The organism is Sphingomonas sp. HITSZ_GF (assembly GCF_029543155.1).
Taxonomy (GTDB): Bacteria; Pseudomonadota; Alphaproteobacteria; order Sphingomonadales; family Sphingomonadaceae; genus Sphingomonas.
Map to the genome: position 1 here is coordinate 138,703 of NZ_JARQXA010000008.1, position 19,730 is coordinate 158,432.

A 19,730-nucleotide genomic window follows, 5' to 3' on the forward strand; every position below is an offset into this window, starting at 1 on the left:
CTTTGCGGAGCTGTTGCACGCGCAGGCGCCGCGGAGCCCTACCCCCGCGGCGCTGCGTCAATCCGGTTGCTGGTGCGTGAAGGTGCGATCGCGCGAGACGCGCGCACGGCCATGCCGCGCGCCGATGCGCTGAATCGCAAGCCGGCTATGCCGCGCTTCCCCCAAGACACCCTCCTTGTGCCGGCTGCGCTCATTGGCGCGGCCATCCACCGCGAGCAGACCGTCCAAAGGCGCGGAAATGCCTTCGGCCCTACCGGCTTGCTCACTTTGCGTAACTTTGCGTAAATTGAGCATGATCGCAAGAGGGAAATTTACGGGCAGAGATATTGATCTATCTTGTTATTTTATAGTGATATTATTGGATATTTCCGCTCTCGCCGGGCAGATTGTTACCGCAACAAGCGACTCACAAACTGCAATTTTGCCTTGCGCTTTATGCAAATTTTGCACAAACAGGCGCCCGCAATGCAACGCCATACAGTCTTGCATGCCTTGGGGAGGCTAGGGGCGAGCGCCGGTATCGGCGCTGCGCGGCAGCGTGAGCGCGAAGCCGGCGGCAATCAGCAGCGCGGCAGCGGCGAGGACCAGCGCATATTCGGCCTGGCCCTGGAAGACGCGGCCGACCAGCGGCCCCAGCATCGTCGAGGCGACGAGCTGAGGGATCACCAGGAACATGTTGTGGATGCCCATGTACACGCCCGCTTTGCCGGGCGGCACGCTGCCGGCGAGCATGGCATAGGGCATCGACAGGATCGCCGCCCAGGCCAGCCCGACGCCGATCATCGGCAGCCACAGGGCCAGCGGGTTATCGACCAGCAGGAAGCCGAGCAGCCCCGCCGCGCCGAAGCCGAGGCACAGCGCATGGGTGGCGCGGCGACCGAGCCGCTCGCCGACACGCGGCAGCAGCAGCGCGCCGAGCGCGGCGACGCCGTTATAGCCGGCGAACAGCACCCCCACCCAATCGGCGGCGGCGTTGTAGCCCGGCGAGGCCGGATCGGCGGTGCCGTAGTGGCGCAGCGCCAGCGCGGGCACGGTGTAGATCCACATGGCAAACAGCCCGTACCAGGTGAAGAACTGGACGAGCGCCAGCCGCTTGAGCAGCTGCGGCATCGCGCGGATGTCCTCGACGATCTCGAGCATGCCGATCGAGCTGCGCCCAAGCCGGCGCAGGCGGACGACCACCGCCTGGAGCAGCCCGAACAGGAAGCAGATGCCGGCGACGACATAGATTTCGCGCTTCCAGCCTGCGAGCGCGGCGGAACCGGCAATGACACCGCCAGCGAGCATCCAGACCATGCCGTGGCGCACCAGCGATGCGGCATGCTCGGGCGAGAGCATTACCGGCGACACCGCCTCTTCGGGCAGGCGCGGCGGCGCGGGACGCTCGCCGGTGGTGACGATCGTCCAGCCGACCGCGGCGAGCAGGCAGAAGCCGCCGATATAGAAGGCGGTGCGCACCGACTGCGGCAGCATGCCCGGCTCGGGCTGGCCGCTCAGCCCCACCCAATGGACGAGCATCCAGGGCAGTGCCGAGGCGAACACCGCGCCGATGCCGATGAAGAACACCTGCATCGCGAAGCCGGCGGTGCGCTGGCTCTCGGGCACCCGGTCCGCCACCAGCGCGCGGAACGGCTCCATCGCGATGTTGATCGAGGCAGTGAGCACCCAGAGCATCAGGCTAGCCGCCCACAGGCTGGGCGCGTTGGGCATCAGGAACAGCGCGAGCGCGGTGAGCAGCGCGCCGGCAAGGATATAGGGACGCCGGCGCCCGAGCCGGCCGCGGGTGCGATCGCTCAGATGGCCGATGATCGGCTGGACGAGCAGCCCGGTCGCAGGGCCGGCGATCCACAATATCGCAAGGTCATCGAGCTCGGCACCGAGCGTCTGGAAGATGCGGCTGGTGTTGACGTTCTGCAGGCCCCAGACGATCTGGATGCCGAGCAAGCCGAAGCACATGTTCCAGATCTGCAGCAGGCTGAGACGCGCCGGAGAACGCGCGGCATCGCTAGCCACATCGGGCCGGCCTGCTTGCAATGGAACCCCCTCAGCGTTTTAAACTGGCCGTATTCGGCTCTTCTCCAGCTTGGGCACAATGGGCAGCAGTAGCAACAACAATACGACGCTGCAGGATCTCGCGCAGCTGGCCGGCGTCTCGATCTCGACCGTCTCGCGGGCGCTCAACGATCATCCGCTGATCAGCGCGCGCACCAAGCAGAAGATCTGGGCGCTGGCGCGCGACCACGACTATCCGTTCCGCCCCTATATGCCCTCGGCACCGGTGGGCGCGGAGGGGACGATCGTGATCGTCACGCCGTTCATGCGCGGGCGGCCGCTGCCGCTCTCGCACCCCTTCTTCCTCGAGCTGCTCGCCAGCATCGGCGAGGCGGCGCGCGCGCGCGACTGCGACTTCACGGTGAGCCACACCACGCCGCACGACTATGACGACCTGGTCGCCACCACCACGACCAGCCGGGCGAGCGGCGTTATCTTCCTGGGCCAGGCGCTGCTCCACGACGCGTTCAACCAGCTCGTCGACAGCAACGCCAATTTCGTGGTGTGGGGCGCGCAGATGGCCGGGCAGCGCTATTGCTCGATCGGATCGGACAACCAGCTGGGCGGCCGGCGCGCGACCGCGCATCTCGCCCGACTGGGGCGCAAGGCGATCCTGTTCCTGGGCGGTACCGATCCCGAATCGATGCAGCGCAAGCGCGGCTATGCCGAGGCGTTGAAGGAAGCCGGGCTGGAGATGGACCCCAAGCTGGTGGTGCCGGTGGAGTTCGAGCTGGAATCGGCCGATGCGGCGGTGAGCCGGCTGCTGCGGCGGCACGTGCATTTCGACGGCATCGTCGCCTCCTCTGACCTCATCGCGCTGGGCGCGATCCGGGCGCTGCGCCGGGCGGGCGTGTCGGTGCCGGGCGACGTATCGGTGGTCGGCTATGACGACATGCTGCTGGCGCGGCTCTCCACGCCGGCGCTCAGCACGATCCGGCAGGACACGTTCGAGGCGGGGCGGCAGCTGGTGTCGCGGATATTGGACCCCTCCCCCGACCCCAGCGCCGAGCGGCTGCCGACCGACCTGATCGTGCGGGAGTCGTGCGGGGGTTAGGCCCTATCGTCATCCCGGCGAAAGCCGGGATTTCAGGCAATGGCAGGGAAAGAGCGGCACAAGATCCCGGCTTTCGCCGGGATGACGGCTATTGCCTTGCCGCCGCGCATGCCCCTCGGCTATGCCCGCGCTTCAGTCAGCGGGAAAACCCGCAATCAGAGGTAAAGGTTCGCTTATGCACGGTGCGCTCGGGTTGATGCGGGAGCGCCGATTCCTGCCCCTGTTCGTCACCCAGTTCCTAGGTGCCTTCAACGACAATCTGTTCAAGAACGCGATGATCTTCTTCGCGACCTATCAGATCTTCAATTCGGTGGAGGACGAGACCCGGTTCAGCGCGATCGCGACCGGCATCTTCATCCTGCCCTTCTTCCTCTTCTCCGCGCTCGCCGGCCAGCTCGCCGACAGCTACGACAAGGCGAAGATCATGCGGATCATCAAGGTGGCCGAGATCGGCATCATGCTGATCGGCGCATCGGGCATCTTCCTGAAGCATCTCGAACTGATGCTGATCGCACTGGTGGGCATGGGGGTGCACTCGGCATTCTTCGGACCGATCAAATATGCGATCCTGCCCCAGCACCTGAAGGAAGACGAAGTGCTGGGCGGCACCGGCATGGTGGAAGCCGGCACCTATATCGCCATCCTGTGCGGCACGATCGCGGGCGGCGTGATCAGCGCGCACGCCGCCGGCTTTGCGGTGGTGGGCGTCGCGGTGATCGGCTGGCTCGCCTCGCTCAACATCCCGTCGGCCCCGCCGCTGACCAAGCTCAAGATCGACTTCAACATCTTCCGCGCCTCGTGGAAGCTGATCTCCGCGACGATGCACATCCGCCGGCTCTATCTGGCGATCATCGCGATCAGCGTGTTCTGGACGATCGCCGCGGTGCTTGGCGTGCTGTTCCCGCCGCTGGTGAAGAACGTGTTCCATGCCCAGAAGGACGTGGCGAGCGTGTTCCTGGGCATCTTCTCGGTGGGCATCGCGATCGGATCGGTGATCATCAACCGGCTGCTCCAGGGCCATGTCTCGGCAAAGTACGCCGTGCGCTCGGTGCTGGGGATGATGGTGTTCGTGATCGGCTTCTATGTCGTCGCGCATCTCTGGCCGGTGAGCGACGGGCCGCTGCTCAAGGTTCGCGAATTCATCGCGATGCCGATCGGCTGGGCGGTACTGGGGCTGCTGCTGGCGATCGCGATCACCGGCGGCATGTTCGTGGTGCCGCTCTACGCCTTCCTGACCACCACCGTCGACAAGTCGCAGACCGCGCGCACCGTGGCGGCGAACAACATCGTCAATTCGGGCTTCATGGTGTTCGGATCGGTGGGCATCTTCGGCGTGAGCAACATCCCCGGCATCGGCGTGGCCGAGTGCATCTGGGTGGTGGTGCTGCTTTGCCTGGCCTCGGCCTGGTGCGCGAACCGGCTCTACAAGGCCGAGGACGCGCCGCATGCGCCGGACGTGCTTCCCTGATTGGGTCAGGCTTCCGCCGAACCGGAGCCGCGCCGTCAGCTCAGGCGATGAACGTGTAGAAGCAGACGAAGAACGCCGTGAAGCTGAGCGCGAACAGCTTCATGTCGCTGTCGTCGCGCAGCTTGCGCTGCTGGGCCACCGCATGACGGACATGGCGGCGGAACGGGTGGCGGCGGGGCGCATAGCCCTCGAGCAGGAGCTGGCGTTGCATGGCCAGCAGTTAACGACTTCTTAACTTTTGCCGCCAGCATTACCTTTAGTTAACCAGTGTCCGGCCTTGGGACGGCAAATGGTTTATTTCGGAGCCGGTCCGGTGCTGGCGCGGACCATCAGCTTGTGCTCGAGCGTGACGCGCGGCTGGGGCGGCGTGCCGAGGATCAGCTCGGCGGCGGCGGCGGCGAGATCATAGACCGGCTGGTGGATGGTGGTGAGCGGCGGCCAGACGGCGCGAGCCAGGTCCGAATCGTCGAAACCCGCGATCGACAGCGCACCGGGAACCTCGATGTCGTTCTCGTGCGCCACCGCCAGCGCACCGGCGGCCATGTCGTCATTGCCGGCGAAGATCGCGGTGGGACGCGCGCCCTTGCCGAGCAGGAGCTGCTGCGCGGCGGCATAGCCCGAATCGAAGCTGTAGTCGCCCGGCACCACCAGCGCGGGATCGAAGGCGATCCCTGCCCCCTCCAGCGCGGCACGATAACCCCGGAGACGCTCGGACGAGGAGATGTGGCTCTCCGGTCCCGAGATGAAGGCGATGCGGCGATGGCCGAGCCCGACGAGATGCTCGACCAGTTCGCGCGCGGCGGCGACGTCGTCCATCGTCGCCGCGAGCCCGGCCTCACGGCGCACGCCGGGGGCGATGCGGACATAGGGCAGCCCGCGCTTGTCGAGCTCGTCGAGCAACGCCGTCGCCTCGGTCACCGGCGGCGAAAGGATCAGCCCGTCGAGATGCGTCTCGTCGATCAGCGCCAGCACGTTGGAGACCAGATCGGGTGCCTGGCTGTCGATCGGCTGGACCAGCAGGCGATAGCCCTGCTCGGTACAGCGCTGCTGCGCGCCCGACTGGACGTGGAAGATGTAATAGGGGCTCGGATTGTCGTAGAGCAGCCCGATCTGGAACGACTTGCGCCCGGCGAGGGTGCGGGCGGCATGGCTGGGGCGGAAGTTGAGCCGGGCGACGACTTCCTCGACGCGCCGGCGCGTCTCTTCGCTGACATGCTTCTCGTTGTTGAGCACGCGGCTGACGGTCTTGAACGACACGCCTGCAATCTTCGAGACTTCCTTGATCGTCGGACGGCTGGACACATGCATTCCCCGCCGGGAAGCGGCCCCGGCCTTTGACCAGCCTTATTTGACAGCGCTGGCAGTGCGCAAGCACAGAAGCGGGTGCGATGCACGCGGTTCATCCCCTTCCCGCCACAGACTGGATCACCGCGCGGCTGCGGACCGGGGCGCGGCGGCCCTTCGTGCTGGGAATCGCCGGCGCGCAGGGCAGCGGCAAGACGACGATCGCCCGGGCGCTGGCGGCACGCCTGGGGTGCCCGGTGCTGTCGCTCGACGACCTCTATCTGGACGGTGCGGCGCGCCAGCGGCTGGCCGAGACGGTGCACCCACTGCTGCGCACCCGCGGCGTGCCCGGCACGCACGCCGTCGCCGCGGGGCTGGCGGTGATCGAAGCGCTGGCGCACGGCCCCACCTTGCTGCCGCGCTTCGACAAGGCGCGCGACGAGCCCGGCGCACCCGAGCGGGTCGATGGCCCGGCGGAGATGCTGATCCTCGAAGGCTGGTGTCTGGGGGCGCGGCCGCAGAGGGACACCGAACTGGCGGAGCCGGTCAACGATCTCGAACGCGAGCACGACCCGGACGGCCGCTGGCGGCGCTGGGTGAACGGCCAGCTCGCCGGGGCCTATCAGGCGCTATGGGCGCGGATCGACCAGCTGATATTCCTGCAGGCGCCCGGCTTCGAGATCGTGGCGGACTGGCGGATCGAGCAGGAACGCAATGCCGGCGGGCCGATGGCCGACGCCGAGATCCGCCGCTTCGTGCAGCATTATGAGCGGCTGACCCGCCACATGCTGCGCCATGGCTGCGACTGGGCCGATCTCACGATCGAACTCGATGCCGCGCGCCATTCCAAATTAACATAGATCAACTTTCCGACGCCTATTCCGCGATCAAGCAGAATCTGCGTGCGAATTCACCTATTCATATGTAAGGCGACCCGCAAACATCAGTAATACAACGCAAACATCGGACATATAGAAACTCTGGAGTTCAGTTTGCCGCCACCGCCCATCCGCGTCGGCCGCTTTTCCACGGCCGATATCAAGCCCGCCGATCGATACGATGCATGGCGGAGCGCGTGGCGGGGCATGGCGCCCCTGTTCGAGACCCAACCGCTCGAGGAGTTCCGGGTATCCAGCGAACTCGTCCGGCTGGGCGAGATCGGCTTCCTCTACACCGACATCGCCTCGCAGCGCTGGAAGCGCGACAAGCGCCTGGTTGACGAAGGCCAGGACGCGCTGGCGCTGGTGATTAACCTGGACGGCAAGGCAGCAGGCGTCGCCGGCGCGAATGATTTTCTGCAGATGCCGGGCTCGGCGGTGATCACCGATCAAAGCCAGACGTCGCTTCACGATTCAGCCGGCGGACGCAGCATCGGCTTCTCGGTCCCGCGCAGGATGGCGATCGAGGCGGGGCTCGACGTCGCCAGCCTGCACGGCGTGGTGCTGAACCCAGCCGAAGTATCGATGCTCGCCTCGCACCTGCTTCAGGTGCGCGAGGCCCTGCCCCGCTTCAGCGAAGAGGATGCTCCCCGGCTCGGCCAGACCATGCTCGACCTGCTGGTGTTGACGCTGAAGGGTGCCCAGCGCACCGACGCGCCGGGTTTCCGCGAGGACCCGGCGACATTGGTGCTGCGCGCGCGCCAGGAGATCCACGAACATCTGGGCTCGCCCGGCCTTACCATAGCCAATCTCTGCCGCAAGCTTGGGGTGTCGCGCAGCACGCTGCACCGCGTCTTCGAGGATCGCGGTGGCGTGCAGGCCTATATCCGCGACCTGCGGCTGGACGCGGCGCGCCAGACGCTGCTCAATCCGGACAGTGGCGAGCGCATCGGGGATATTGCCGAGCGGCTGGGCTTCAGCGACGCCGCGCATCTGAGCCGGCTGTTCAAGGCGCGCTTCGGCGAGACCCCCAGCGATTGCCGCGCGCGGAGCTCGCTAAGCCGTTGATGTCGCGCGCCGGCATCCCAGGCGCCTGCGACATTGATCCAATTTACTGACACACGTGTTCAACATGTAAATTCACACCTTGCCCTAGGGGATTCCCCCATGTGTGCCACGCGCCAAGTCGAGTCGCGGGCGCGTGTTCATGGGTGTCGGGGGCTTCAATTATGATCGATCGTGGCAATGGTGCGCGTGCGCGCAAGGCGATTTCGGCGCGCGTCGGCCGAGAAGCGCTGCTGCGCAAGGCACTGCTGGGATCGACCGCACTGATCGGCATCAGCCTCGCCACCCCTGCCCTGGCGCAGACCAGCGTGGGAGGCGGCACGATCTCGCCCAACGGGATCCTAACCAACAACACAGCCACTGGCGGCGGCGTGCAGCTGGATGGCACCAGCGGTTCGGTCACCGTGACGGATGTCACGATCGCGAATACCAACGGCACCCCGGGCGCGGACGCCTATCGACAAGTCGCGGCCGGCGGCCAGCCCGCGTCGCTGAGCACCCGCGGCGCCAACAGTTTCTCGACCAACCAGTCCGGCGGCGCCGGAATATCGTTGACCGCACCCAACGGTACCATCAGCTGGCTGATGGATCCGACGCAGAACGGATCGACCGTTGACCTCACCGGCAGCTACGGCGGCCGCTTCAGCACCAACGGGTCCATCCTCATCTGGGATAACGCGCTCGTTTCCAGCCTGCGCAACGTCACCGCCAACGGGACCGCCGTCGCGGGCCTGAGCGCGACCGCGGGCACCACGGTAACCTATCTGCTCAAGGCCCCGACCATCTCGGGCTTCGCCGCCGGCCTGCAGGCGAACGGGCAGACCGGGGTCAACATCACCACCACGGGCGGCTCGATCGCCGCCTCCAATACCGGCGTCGATGCCGATGCCGGTAGCGGCAACATCACGATCACCTCTGCCTCGAACATCACTGCACCGACCGGCATCGACGCGCTGGCGAGCGGCAATGTGAGCATCACCAGCAGCGGCACGATCAACGGCTCCGGCACCCCGCTCTATGGAATCCACGCGCAGGGCGGCGGCACCGTGGCGATCACCGTGAACGGCGCCATCGGCGGCACCACGCCCGGCGTTTACGGTATCTGGGCGCAGGCGGGGGCCGCGACCGGCAACACGATCGACGTCAACGCCAATGTCACCGGCACCACGGCCGGCATCTGGACAAGCAATGCCGGCCAGCCCTTCACGATCACGGTGGCCAGCGGCGGGACGGTGACCGGCGCCGCAGGCGCCGCGATCGACGATCGCGCGGGCAGCACGATCGTCAACAACGGCGCGCTGCTCGCAGCAAGCGGCGTCAGCAGCACCACGGTCAACATGTGGAACGGCGGCTCGCTGACCAACAACGGCACGATGGTGTCGATGGACGGCTATGCCTTCCGGACCTTTGGCGGCGTCACCAGCCTGACCAACATCGGCACGATCACCGGCAACAACGTCAATGCCGGCGCGATCTATCTTAGCAGCAGCGCGGCCACCACGGTAAGCCTGGCTGCCGGATCGACCGTCAACGGCCGCATCTTTGCGTATGATTCCGCCAATAGCGGCACTCGTACCGTTACGGTCGCCGGCGCGCTCAACGGCGACTATGAGGCGGCGAGCGGCGGCGACACGGCTGGCGACCTGGTCACCCTTGCCGCCACCGGCTCGATCACCGGCAATGTCCGCCTGGGCGGCGGCAACGACACGTTCAACTGGAATGGCGGCACGCTGGGTGGCTCGCTGGACGCCGGCGCCGGCACCAACGACAGGCTCAACGTAGCCCTTGGCACCGGCAACTCCGCGACGCTGGGCAGCTATAGCGGCTTCGAGAGCATGTATCTCGCCAGCGGCAACCTGACCATCGGCAGCATCATCAATGGCTATTACTGGACGATCAACGGCGGCAAGCTGACGCTCGACGGCAACTATTCCACCACCTTCGCCTCGGTCGCGGTGGTGAACGCCGGCGGCACCTTCGAACTGGCGGCCGGGCGCACGATCACCGGCGCCAATGCCGTCACCGCCAACGGCACCGTCATCAACCATGGCAGCTGGACCGGTTGGAACCAGGGCGGAGACGCGACGGTCTATGCTTCACCGCTCACGTCGAACTCCGGCCTGACGCTGACCAACGACGGCACGCTCCAGGGCATCGATGCCGATTATTCCACCGGCGTGAACCTGCGCGGCGGCACCGTCAGCATCACCAACAGCGGCCTGATCGCCGGCGGCGCGGCGGGAACCACGCATCTCACCAACGGCATTCGCGTCGAGAGCGCCACCAGCGTGAGCGTGACCAACCAGACCGGCGGGACGATCCGCGGCGCGATCGGCTTCGAGAACATCAGCAGCAGCGGCTTCTCGCTGACCAATGCCGGTACGGTCTCGGGCACCACCTACGGCATCGTGTCGAGCGGTACCTCGCCCTTCAACACCGTCACGATCAACTCCACCGGCACGATCAGCGGCGCGACGGGATCGATCCGCCTGGGCGCTGCGGGTAGCCAGACGGTCAACCTCAACGCCGGCTCGACCACCACCGGCGGCATCACCGGCACCGGCACCGGCGCGCGCGCGATCACGCTCGCCGGCCTGCTGACCGGCGGCTATGACGCGACCGCCAACAGCAACACGGCAGCCGACACTTTCACCCTGGCCAGCACCGGCAACATCACCGGCGCGATCGCGCTGGGCGACGGCAACGACAGCTTCACCTACCAGGGCGGTACGTTCGGCAGCACGATCGATGGCGGCGCAGGCACCGACAGCTTCGCCGTCGACATCGGCGCATCGACCTACAAGACGCTCGGCCTGTCGAGCTTCACCAATTTCGAGACCTTCGCGCTCACCTCCGGCAATCTGACCCTCACCGGCAGCCGTGACGGCGGCAATGGCTGGACCGTGGCGGGCGGCGATGCGACGACGCTCTATCTCAACGGCGCGCTGACCAACATCGCGGGCGTCGGCGTCACCCTGACCACCCCCGACCTGATGTTCGTCCAGTCGGGCGCGCAGCTGAGCGCGACCGGCGACGTGATCTATTCGAGCGGTAACGGCAACAACATCCAGAACAGCGGCACGATCACCTCGGGTACCGGCCTCTCCTCGGCCATCGCGATCGGCAGCGGCACCGTCGATAACTATGGCACGATCACCTATGCCGCCGGTGGCTCGATCGCGACGCAGGGCAACGGCGTTCTCGCCAGCTCCAACCAGCTCTCCCTCACCAACCACACCGGCGCGACGCTTATCGGCCGCTGGGACGGCGCGCGCGCCAACAACGGCGCCTATATCGTCAATGACGGCCTGATCCGGGGCGACCGCTTCGCCGGCGTCGAGATCACCGGCATCAGCATCGTTCAGAACAACGCCACCGGCCGCATCTATGGCGCGACCGGCGAAGGTTCGGGCCTGCTGATCAACAACGGCGCGGTGCAGGTCACCAACGCCGGCCAGATCGTCGGCGCGGGCACCGCCGGCATCTACAACGCTGGCAGCGGCCTGCTGACCCTCAGCAACTCGGGCACGATCGCCACGGGCACGCTCAACGGCTCGAACAACTATGTCCAGGGCGGCACCACCACGGCGATCCGCACCGGCAGCGCCAACATCACCAACAACGGCACGATCCAGGGCGCATCGGGCGGCATCGCCGCCACCGGCGCGCTGACGCTGACCAATACCGGCCTGATAAACGGCGTCGGCACCGGCTCGCTGGCTCTCAATGCCGTCGATGTCGGGGGTGTCGCGAGCATCCTCAACAGCGGCACGATCAGCGAAGGGACGAACTTCGCGATCAGCGCCACCGGCGGCGGCACCATCACCAACACGGTGAACGCCTCGCTCGGCGGCGGCAACGACGTGACCAATGGCTATGCGGTCTATCTGAACAACGGCACGACCTTCAACAATTACGGCCAGGCGGGCAGCGGCACCGGCGGCACGGTGCTGATCGGCAGCGGTGGCGGCACCGTGAACCTGTTCGCCGGCTCGGCCAGCGGCCGGATCATCGGCGGCGCCGGGAACGATACGCTGGCGATCTACAGCGGCCAGACCAACGCCAGCGCAGTGACGCAGACCTATACCGTCGCGGTGAGCGGCGGATCGGGCACCGTGACGCTGCAGAGCATCGGCCCGCTGTCGGCGGCGATCTATGGCGGGATTGATCTCGGCACCGGCAACGACACGCTGCAGCTGCGCGGCGCCGGCACCGGCGCGCAGGCAGGCAGCTTCTCGCTGGCTACCACGACGGGCGCCGAGGCCATCACCAAGCTCGACAGCGGCACCTGGACCCTGACCGGCGCGGCGATCACGCCCGGAATCCGCATCAACGCCGGCACCGGCAGCGCGGCAGGCACGCTGGTCTTCACCGGCACGACCGGGCTTACCGGCGACATCTATGTCAACGGCGCGACCATCCGGGCAACCACCGCCGGTGCGTTCGGCAGCAGCACGATCCACATGGTCGATCCGACCGTGCAGTTCGGCGCGGCGGGCACCTATGCCAATAACTTCCTGCTCGAAGTGGGCACGCCGGCGAGCGCAGATCCCACCATCTTCCTGAACAATTCGGGCGGCGCGGTGACGCTTTCGGGCACCATCACCACCGGCAGCGGCCTCAACGCCAGCAACCAGACGATCGACACGGCGCAGGCAGTGACGTTCAGCGGCACCGCAGGCAGCACCTTCCTGGTGAGCGGCGCCAACAACTGGAGCGGCGCCACCGTGATCGACACGGTTACCGTGACCGCCAGCGGCGGCGCGGCGATCGGCGATGCCAGCGCCGTCACCGTCAACAGCGGCGCGGGGCTGACGCTGGCCGGCAGCGAGACGATCGGCGGCCTCGCCGGCGCGGGCGCGGTGGAGCTGGGCGGCAAGACGCTGACGCTGGGCGGCAACAACGCCTCGACCACCTTCACCGGCACGATCGGCGAAGGCGGCATCGCCTATGTCGGCAGCTGGCATGTGAGCGACGGTCCGGCCTGGTCGACCAACCCCGCAGTCTATAGCGGCGTGGAAGCCGCCGCGCTGCTGTTCGGCGGCAGCGCCAGCGACTATCGCATTTCGACCAACGGCACCGACGTTGCGCAGATCAACGACAGCGTCTGGATGGACGGCTATGGCAGCCACACCCTCTACGCCACCACGCCGGCGGCAGACGACCTGCATCTCGACGCCGGGGCCGTCGGGTACAATGGGTTTGGCGACTATTCGGCCTATATCCAGGATGACTCCACCAGATTTGCCGGGCTGACCAACTACGCGTTCCGCGCGCCGACGGGCGGCGGGCTGACCAAGATGGGCACCGGCACGCTGACGCTGACCGGCGCCAACACCTATACCGGCACCACCACCATCCTGGGCGGCACGCTGGCGCTGGGCGGCAGCGGCACGCTCGCATCCAGCCTGATCGTCAACAACGCGGCATTCGACATCGCCGGCCACACCGGCGCGGTCAGCATCCTCAACATGACCGGCACGGGCACCACCGCGCTCGGCGCCAATGCCCTGACCCTCACCAGCGCCAGCGGCACCTATTCGGGCGCGATCGGCGGCACCGGCGCGCTGACGGTGAGCGGCGGCGGACTGTACACGCTGACCGGGTTCAGCAGCTATACCGGCGGCACCACGGTGACCGGCAGCGGCACCAATCTGGTGGTCGGCAACGGCGCCAGCAGCGGCCGGATCACCGGCGGCATCTCGGTCGATACCGGGGCAACGCTGACCTTCAGCCGCAGCGACAATTACGATTTCACCAGCGCGATCAGCGGCGCAGGCACCGTCCAGGCACTCGGCACGGTCTCGCTGAGCGGCGCGATCACCAACACCGGCGCCCTCAACGTCAATTCGGCGACCGGCGGCACGATCACGCTGACCGGCACACGGAGCAGCGCGAGCGTCAGCGCGGTTACGGTGGCGGGCTCGGGCAACACGCTGCGCGTCGGGCTGACCGGCTCGGTCGCTGGCGGCCAGTATCTCGGCGTCCGCCTCGACGGCACCGGCAACGGCATCGACAATTTCGGCGCGATCACCAACACCGGCACGGGCGGCGACAATGGCTGGGGCGCCGCGATCGGCGTCGCCGCGACCAGCGGCACCAGCGTGATCAACAACGGATCGCCCAGCAATTCCACTGCGACGATCAGCGGCCAGAATGCCGGCATCAACCATCTCAGCTCGGGCGGCGTGGTCGCCACCGGCCTGCTGACGGTGAACAATTACGGCCTGATCACCGGCAACCTCTACAACGCGGTCGAGAACCAGGGCGGCTCGGGCGCACTCACCGTCACCAACTATGCCACCGGCCGGATCGTCGGCCTGGGCAATTCCGGCGGCGGCAACGGCATCAGCATGGCCGGTTCCGGCGCGCTCACCCTCACCAATGCCGGCCTGATCCTGGGCCGCAGCAACGGCGTCGCGACCAGCAGCACGGTCAACATCATCAACAGCGGCACGATCACGTCCGGCACGCTCTCGGGCGGCACCAGCGGCGTGCTTACCCTCAGCGGCAGCAGCGGCATCCAGGCGATGGGCGGCACCATCACCAACAATGCCGGCGGCCTGATCCAGGGCGGCGTCAACGGCATCCTGGTGAGCAGCGGCACGGCGAGCGCGCTGACCGTCGACAACAGCGGCACGATCATCGGCAACACGCGCGACGGCATCGAGAATCTCAGCGCCGCGGGCGGCACGCTCAACGTCAACAACTATGCGACCGGCGTGATCACCGGCGTGGGCAACGGCACCCCGGGCACCGGCAGCGGCATCGCCACCACCAACGCCGTCGTGACACTGAACAATGCGGGCGTCATCCGCGGCCTCGACCAAGGCGTCTATACCGGCGCCAGCAGCTTCACGCTCACCGGCAATACCGGCATCATCGCCGGCCAGGCGAACGGCATCTTTGCCAGCGGCGCCGCGACCGTGACCAACAGCGGCACGATCGGCACCGGCACCGTGACCGGCACCGTCTTCACCGTCGGCAATGGCGGCGCGGGCCTTTCGATCGGCTCGGGCACCGTGACCAACAATGCCGGCGGCCTGATCGCCAGCGGCAACAATGCGGGCCTCAGCTTCACCGGCTCGGGCGCGGCACAGCTCACCAACGCCAGCGGCGCGACGATCCGCGGCTCGGGCGGCGTGATCGCAGGCAGCGCCTCGACCGCGACGATCACCAACAGCGGCACCATCGAGACCGTCGCTGGCAGCAACAGCTACGGCGTGGCGATCACCAGCGGCACGATCACCAACAATCTGGGCGGCGTCATCCGCCAGCAGAGCAGCAGCGGCCAGGTCGCGGTCTATGCGAGCGGCGCGGCGACGCTGATCAACGACGGCGTCATCTCGAGCGTTGCCAATACCTACGCCGTGCGCATCAACGGCACCGCCACGGTCACCAACAGCGGCTCGATCACATCGGGCAACAATGTCGCCATTATCCTGGTCGGCACCGGCAGCAACAGCGTCACCAATTCGGGCACCATCTCGGGCAGCTACGGCCTCGGCGCGTCGAGCGGTCCGGTCACGATCACCAACACTGGCACCATCGCCGGCACTGCCGCGGCGATCGACCTCGGCTACGGCGCCTTCGACGACACGCTGAACCTCAATGCCGGTACCATCAGCGGCGCGATCAACGTCTATGCCGGCGCCGACACGATCAACCTGCGCGGCGGCACGGTGACCGGCGCGATCGCGCTGGGCGACGGCAACGACATCTTCAACTGGAGCGGCGGCAGCTTCGCCAGCATCGATGCGGGCGCCGGCATCGATACGCTGAACGTCAGCCTTGCCACGGCGACGACGCTCGACCTGACCAAGGCCATCAATTTCGAGACGGGCAACCTGCTGACCGGCACGCTGACTCTGACCGGCGCCCAGAGCGGCGCGGCGGGCTGGACGCAATCGGACGGAACCGTGCTGAACATCGGCGCGGCGGGACAGGCAGCGAACCTGGCCGCCAACGGCGTCGGCGTAACCATCACCGGCGCCAACGCCACGATCACCGTCGCAGCGGGCAGCGCGCTGACCAGCACCAACTCCTCGGCTGTCGATGCCAGTGGCGACGGGCTGACGGTCATCAATGCCGGGACGCTGGGCGCGATCCTGTCGTCCGGGGCCAATGCCAGCGTCACCAATTCGGGAGCGGTCACCAGCACCGGGTCCGTCGCCGTCCTGATGAACGGTGGTTCGGTCACCAATAATGCCGGCGCGACGATCTTGGCGACCGGCACCAACGCCGCCGGTCTCCAATTCCAGACCGCCGCGGGCACGCTGACCAATGCCGGCACGATCACCGGCGTGGGCAGCGGCGTCAGTGCAGGCGCGGGTAGCGCGCTTACCGTGGACAATTCGGGCCAGATCAGTGCCACGACCGGCAACGGCATCAACCTGTCCATGCAAGGCGGTACGATCACCAATAGCGGCGTGATCGCCGGCGGCACCGACACGACCAGCTATGCCGTGCACACGGCAGCCGGCACTGTCACCATCACCAACAACGGCACGATCACCGGCGGTGGCGGCGGCGCGATCAGCATCGCCAATGGCACGGTGACGGTGAACCTGAACGCCGGCTCGACCACGACCGGCAACATCGTCGCAACCGGCAGCGGCACTCGCTCGATCAACATCTCGGGCACGCTGGACGGCAGCTACAGCTCGACCGGCCTCGCCGTCGACACGGTGGCGCTGCACAATGGCGGCTCGATCAACGGCGCCGATCTCGGCGGGGGCGACGACACCTTCCTCTATTATGGCGGCACGATCACCGGCATGATCGACGGCGGCGAGGGCAACGACGCGTTGTTCGGCGATTTCGGCGCGGGCAACAGCGCCACCGTCAGCCTTGCCAGCTTCATCAATTTCGAATCGTTCGGCGTCCTTTCGGGCGATGCGACGATCACCGGGCCCAGCGCCAATCCGGCGACCGCGATCTATGCCGGTGTCGGCGGCGTGCCGTCGGGCACGATCACCTTCATCGACACCGCGAACCTGACCGGCGACATCTACGTCAACGGCGGCAGCATCCGGGCGAACACGGCGGGCGCGTTCGGCACGGGCACGATCCACATGATCGACCCGACCGCGACCTTCGGCGCCACCGGCACCTATGCCAACAACATTTCGCTCGAAGTCGTCTCGCCGTCCTCGGCCGATCCGGCGACGCTGAACACCGATGCAGGCGTTGTCGCCACGCTGACCGGCGCGATCACCACCGGCAGCGGCGCGGGCATCGATCCCGCGCAGCAGCTGGTGATCGGCGGCGCGGGCACGATCGTGCTGACCAACGCGGCGAACAGCTGGGCGGGCACGACCATCGTCAATGCCGGCGCGACGCTGCAGGGCACGAGCGCCAGCATCTCGGGCTCGGCAATCGTCGCCAACGGCACGCTTGCCTATCAGCAGGCGGCGAGCGGCACCGTCGCGCAGGGCATCTCGGGTTCGGGCAATGTCCAGATCAGCGGGCTGGCGGCGGGCAACACCCTCACCTTCTCGGGCAACAATGTCCGCACCGGCAGCTTCGTCGTGCTCGACGGCTCGGCGATCGCCTTCACCGGCGTCACCAACACCGGCGCGGCGACCAGCGTCGTCCTTGCCGGTGCCGGCGGCAGCGTCACCAATTCGGGTTCGATCACTGGCGCGACCGGCGTCCAGTCGACCGGCACGGGTACGACCGTCGACAATTACGGCTCCATCGCCGGCGGCACCGCCTTCAACATGTCGGCCGTCAATCTGAGCGGCGCCGATACCGTGGTGATCAACCGCGCCGGTGCAGCGCTCACCGGCTGGCGCGGCGTGGTCGTCTCGGGCGCCAATGCGGTCATCACCAACTATGGCACCGTCACGGGCACCGTCGACAACGCGCTGAGCCTCGACAATGGCGGCAGCGCTACCAATGCGCTGGGCGGCGTGCTGAACGCGACCGCGCCGGGCGGCTGGGGCATCTATCTCAACGGCACCGGCACCGCGACCAACGACGGCACGATCAACGCCGATGTCGGCATTGTCTTTAGTGGCACCGGCGCACACACGGCGACCAATACCGGCACGATCAACGGCATCACCGGCGGCGTCGCCACCTTAACCGGTGCGGGCGCGGCGAGCCTGATCAACAGCGGCACGATCGCGGTGACCACCGGCTCCGGCGTCAGCTATGTCTCGGGCGGCACCGTCACCAATTCTGGCACGATCACCGGCGGCACTAACGGCTACGGCATCGCCACCACCGGCTCGACGATGATCACCAACCAGGCCGGCGGCACGATCAGCGGCGGCCTTGGCGCGCTCTATCTCGATGGCGCGGCGACGACCCTCGTCACGCTGGATGCAGGCTCGACTACCATCGGCACGATCGCCTCGGTCGGTACGGGTACCCGCATCATCGGCATCAGCGGCACGCTCGACGGCGACTATCTTGGCGGCGACGGGATGGACACGGTCACGATCGACACCGGCGCGACCGTTACCGGTCCGCTGAGCGGTGGCGCCGGCAGCGACCTGCTCCAGCTCAACGGCACCGGCTCGGCGACGCTGGCCAACACCGTGACTGGCTTCGAGAGTGTGACCAAGCTGGGCAGCGGGACCTGGACGCTCACCGGTGCCAACGATGCCGCCTATTGGACGATCTATGGCGGCACGCTGGTGACAGGCGGCGCGATCGGCGATGCCGCGCAGGTCGATGTCGCGGCGGCGGGCACGCTCCAACTGAGCGGCGACGAAGCCATCGGCGCGCTCTCGGGCAGCGGCACGGTCGCGCTGGGCAGCAACACCCTTGCCCTGCTCGCCGGCACCACCAGCTTTGACGGCACGCTGGCGGGGACCGGCAACCTGCTGATCGACGGCGCCAACCTGACGCTGGGCGGCACCGCGGGCCATAGCGGCCTGACCGAGATCCGCACCGGCAGCCTGACCCTTGCGGCAGGTGCGGCCTTCGATCCGGCTTCGACCCTGCTGGTCGGCACCGCCGGCACGCTCGACATGGGGACGACCGATGCGACGGTCGCGCTCGCGGCGCTGCAGGGCGTGCTGAACGGCACCGGCACGCTGACGGCGAGCGAATATCAGCTCACCGGCGCGACAGTGAACGCCAATCTTGGGGCGGGCACCGTCTTCAACCTGGGCGGGACCTCGACGCTGAACGGCACCGCAGCGGGCAATGTCTCGGTCCAGGCCGGCACGCTGGCGCTCGGCGCGGCGAACCGGCTGGCCGACACCGCGACGGTGGCGGTCGCCTCGGGCGCGACTCTCGATATCGGTGCCTTCGACGACACGATCGGCACGCTTGGCCTCAGCGGCACGCTCGCGGGCACCGGCACGCTGACCGCCGGCGAATATCAACTGACCGGCGCGACGGTGAACGCCAACCTGGGTACGGGCACCGTCTTCAACCTTGGCGGCAGCTCGGTGCTGAACGGTACCGCGGCGGGCAATGTCTCGGTGCAGGCCGGCACGCTAACGCTCGGCGCCGCCAACCGCCTCGCCGACACCGCGACGATGGCGGTCGCCTCTGGCGCGACGCTCGACATCGGCGTCTTCGACGACACGGTCGGCACGCTCGGCCTCGGCGGCGCGCTCGCCGGCACCGGCACGCTCACCGCGAGCGAGTATCAGCTAACCGGCGCGACTGTGAATGCGAACCTGGGTACGGGCACCGTCTTCAACCTCGGCGGCACTTCGACGCTGAACGGTACCGCGGCGGGCAATGTCTCGGTGCAGGCCGGCACGCTGACGCTCGGCGCCGCGAACCGCCTCGCGGACACCGCGGAGGTGGCGGTCGCTTCGGGCGCGACGCTGGACATCGGCGCCTTCGACGACACGATCGGCACGCTGGGCCTCGGCGGCACGCTGGCCGGCACCGGCACGCTGACCGCGAGCCAGTATCAGCTGACCGGCGCGACCGTGAACGCCAACCTGGGCACGGGTGC

The 19,730-nt window shown here is 67.6% G+C and carries 9 protein-coding genes; 5 read left to right on the forward strand and 4 right to left on the reverse strand.

Annotated elements, in window-relative coordinates:
• Nucleotides 1-57: 57 nt before the first annotated feature.
• Both P6144_RS19480 and P6144_RS19485 read right to left on the reverse strand, forming a co-directional pair.
• Complete coding sequence (locus P6144_RS19480) at nt 58-228, reverse strand: hypothetical protein (protein ID WP_277769487.1); 171 nt, start codon at nt 226-228, stop codon at nt 58-60.
• A 273-nt stretch (nt 229-501) separates the two neighbouring features.
• Nucleotides 502-2,013, reverse strand: coding sequence for an MFS transporter (locus P6144_RS19485; RefSeq protein WP_277769488.1), 1,512 nt, complete (start codon nt 2,011-2,013; stop codon nt 502-504).
• 79 nt (nt 2,014-2,092) lie between these two features.
• Here P6144_RS19485 and P6144_RS19490 point away from each other — a divergent pair, with 79 nt between their 5' ends.
• Together P6144_RS19490 and P6144_RS19495 are read left to right on the forward strand one after the other, a co-directional pair.
• Complete coding sequence (locus tag P6144_RS19490; protein ID WP_277769489.1) at nt 2,093-3,106, forward strand: LacI family DNA-binding transcriptional regulator; 1,014 nt, start codon at nt 2,093-2,095, stop codon at nt 3,104-3,106.
• Nucleotides 3,107-3,281: 175 nt separating this feature from the next.
• On the forward strand, nt 3,282-4,574 hold the full coding sequence (locus P6144_RS19495) for an MFS transporter (RefSeq protein WP_277769490.1): 1,293 nt from the start codon (nt 3,282-3,284) through the stop codon (nt 4,572-4,574).
• 40 nt (nt 4,575-4,614) lie between these two features.
• Here P6144_RS19495 and P6144_RS19500 read toward each other — a convergent pair whose 3' ends face one another.
• Nucleotides 4,615-4,785 (reverse strand): hypothetical protein, encoded by a 171-nt coding sequence (locus tag P6144_RS19500; RefSeq protein ID WP_277769491.1) that lies wholly within the window; start codon nt 4,783-4,785, stop codon nt 4,615-4,617.
• 83 nt (nt 4,786-4,868) lie between these two features.
• Nucleotides 4,869-5,882 carry a LacI family DNA-binding transcriptional regulator gene (locus P6144_RS19505; protein WP_277769492.1) on the reverse strand — a complete coding sequence of 338 codons (1,014 nt, stop codon included), beginning with the start codon at nt 5,880-5,882 and terminating at the stop codon, nt 4,869-4,871.
• A gap of 80 nt (nt 5,883-5,962) precedes the next feature.
• On the opposite strand from P6144_RS19505, the gene P6144_RS19510 reads away from it, so the two are divergent.
• The 3 genes from P6144_RS19510 to P6144_RS19520 form a co-directional block, all read left to right on the forward strand.
• Complete coding sequence (locus P6144_RS19510) at nt 5,963-6,718, forward strand: kinase (RefSeq protein ID WP_277769493.1); 756 nt, start codon at nt 5,963-5,965, stop codon at nt 6,716-6,718.
• Nucleotides 6,719-6,943: 225 nt separating this feature from the next.
• Complete coding sequence (locus P6144_RS19515; RefSeq protein ID WP_277769494.1) at nt 6,944-7,804, forward strand: AraC family transcriptional regulator; 861 nt, start codon at nt 6,944-6,946, stop codon at nt 7,802-7,804.
• Nucleotides 7,805-7,965: 161 nt separating this feature from the next.
• Nucleotides 7,966-19,730 (forward strand): autotransporter-associated beta strand repeat-containing protein (locus P6144_RS19520; protein ID WP_277769495.1); only part of this gene is annotated, 11,765 nt, incomplete at its 3' end.

Bases quoted from the DNA above. Each gene is read 5' to 3' on its own strand.
- P6144_RS19490 (WP_277769489.1), top strand. From the start codon at position 2,093: ATGGGCAGCAGTAGCAACAACAATACGACGCTGCAGGATCTCGCGCAG.
- P6144_RS19505 (WP_277769492.1), bottom strand. From the start codon at position 5,882: ATGCATGTGTCCAGCCGTCCGACGATCAAGGAAGTCTCGAAGATTGCA.
- P6144_RS19515 (WP_277769494.1), top strand. From the start codon at position 6,944: ATGGCGCCCCTGTTCGAGACCCAACCGCTCGAGGAGTTCCGGGTATCC.
- P6144_RS19495 (WP_277769490.1), top strand. From the start codon at position 3,282: ATGCACGGTGCGCTCGGGTTGATGCGGGAGCGCCGATTCCTGCCCCTG.
- P6144_RS19500 (WP_277769491.1), bottom strand. From the start codon at position 4,785: ATGCAACGCCAGCTCCTGCTCGAGGGCTATGCGCCCCGCCGCCACCCG.
- P6144_RS19510 (WP_277769493.1), top strand. From the start codon at position 5,963: ATGCACGCGGTTCATCCCCTTCCCGCCACAGACTGGATCACCGCGCGG.